Below are 523 nucleotides of genomic sequence, written 5' to 3'. Positions count from 1 at the left end.
TGCACCGAAGACGGTGACGATCACCGTGACCGGCACCAACGATGCGCCGATGGCCGTCGCCGATACCCGGACCACCGGCGAGAACAGCGTTCTCAGCGGGCAAGTGCCGGTCGCGACCGATGTCGATGGCACCATCGCCGGTTACGACCTGGCGACGGATGTCGGCACCGGCAATGGTTCATTGACGTTCAATGCCGACGGCAGCTACAGCTTCGCCCCCGGCACTGACTTCGATGGTCTCGCCGCCGGCGAGAGTCGCGACGTCACCTTCAGCTATACCGCCACCGATAATGATGGTGGCGTCAGTGCGCCCAAGACCGTCACCATTACCGTCACCGGTACCAACGATGCCCCGGTCGCTCAGGCAGGCACGGCCACGACGGAAGAGAACACGTTGCTGACCGGTCAGGTCCCGGCGGCAAGTGACGTCGATGGGACGATCGCCAACTATGCGCTCGACACCGGCGTAGGTCAGGGCAACGGCTCGTTGACGTTCAACGCCGACGGTAGCTACAACTTCACG

1 protein-coding gene is annotated in these 523 nt (G+C 63.7%); it reads left to right on the top strand.

Annotated features, from left to right (window positions below):
* A partial coding sequence (locus BTW07_RS19100) for an Ig-like domain-containing protein (protein WP_208605456.1) occupies window positions 1-523 on the top strand: 523 nt, incomplete at both ends.

It is taken from the genome of Salinicola socius (assembly GCF_001937195.1).
GTDB lineage: Bacteria > Pseudomonadota > Gammaproteobacteria > Pseudomonadales > Halomonadaceae > Salinicola > Salinicola socius.
This window is presented reverse-complemented; position numbering and strand designations above follow the sequence as displayed.